We start from the raw sequence: 1,476 nt of genomic DNA on the forward strand, positions 1-1,476 counted from the left end.
GCTTATATCCGCCAGTCGTTTTCGATAATCGGCAATGATACGATTTAAAAAGAATTGTTGCGCTTTATCTAGCTTATCTCCTTGTAAATATTTTTGTGTAAGCAGCGTGCCTTTGAATAATTTGTGCCAACGAATAAGTATGGCTTTATCATTCAACCGCTTGGCCTTTTTATCATCCACATACAACACAATATGCGTATGATTGCTCATCACCGCATAAGCACATACGTCAATACAAAATACCTTCGCTAGCGCTAGTAGTTTATCTTCTACCCATAGCCTGCGGTGCTCATAACTTTTGCCTGTCACCGTATCATCACCACACAAAAAAGCACGACGAACACACCGTGAAATGCAGTGATAGTATTTTGTATCAACCAAACTCACCTGTCTTTTACGTGCCGTCGCCATGTTAGCTGCCTACCTTTTAACCAGATAGATAAAAGATAGGCAATGAACAAAAAACAAGCAAACAAAAGTGGGTGTCTTGTTTATTCCTGCGCTTGACGCGTAAGCCTACCTTGATATGGAAATATCTGGTTAAAGTCAGAGCGGGTAACAACCCCTAACGTAACATCTTTTTCAATCACCGACTTAAAGCCCATAAAGCCGCGACCTTGACTGTTATATACAACGTAAATAAAAGTGGGTGTCTTGTTTATTTGTTTATTTCGTTGTCTTGTTTATTTCGAAGCAAATAAAAATGGGTGTCTTGTTTATTTTTCGAGGCGACTAAAAAGTCACCTCGATTGGTTAGTATTGTTTGACAAAGGCTGAGCGTCCATATATGTCTTGTTTATTCATGTTTATTTTTAGTTGTCAGTTCAATTGATTAAAAAGCTTAAATATTTCTCGATGTGCGACAACTACTGATTTGTCTTTATGTTTCAGTTTACTTATTACTTCATGTGCATCTGATACACTAACCTTTTCAATCACACTATCAAAATTATGTGAAACTGCGTCATAGTAATGTTCAATGAATAGAAATATCGCATTGAGGTCTTCATCCATATTGATTTCCTTTCTTTCACAACTATTTGTGATCTCATCCAACGAAATACTTGGTGCTACATCATCATAATAACCGTTATCAATACATAGCTCAGCATCTATGACTAATGCACATAGCTTGTTAAAAAGACATTCTTTCATCTCTAAAACCTCTTCCAGAATTCATGTGGCTTCCAAGAAGGCTTCGTTTGATATGGCCTGTGTAGTCCAATACCACCTTCTCCTCTTCTATGATAATGAGGAAGCTTACGCCCTTTTGTCCACTCAGGCATACCTTTAGCGCCTTTACCTTGATTTGGCAACTTATGATAATCAACCCTTGGCTTTGAGCCATAATCTTTACCAAGGCTAAGAGACCATCCATTTACATTACCTTCCCTGTCTCTTAACTTTTTAAGATGGGGAATATATTTCGATAGTTTTTCATACTGATAAACCCCATAACCAGCTTTAGCCCCATGA

Annotated in this window: 3 protein-coding genes; all 3 read right to left on the bottom strand. The window is 37.7% G+C overall.

The window, feature by feature from the left end:
* Positions 1 to 411 (bottom strand): transposase (locus SANK73390_RS22350; protein ID WP_462768505.1); only part of this gene is annotated, 411 nt, incomplete at its 3' end.
* 408 nt (positions 412 to 819) lie between these two features.
* Positions 820 to 1,155: a hypothetical protein gene (locus SANK73390_RS22355; RefSeq protein WP_462768506.1), complete on the bottom strand. Its 336-nt coding sequence runs from the start codon at positions 1,153 to 1,155 to the stop codon at positions 820 to 822.
* Positions 1,156 to 1,157: 2 nt separating this feature from the next.
* Positions 1,158 to 1,476, bottom strand: a 319-nt coding sequence (locus tag SANK73390_RS22360; protein WP_462768507.1) for a hypothetical protein, incomplete at its 5' end; no start/stop codon positions are given.

It is taken from the genome of Pseudoalteromonas sp. SANK 73390, from assembly GCF_054966645.1.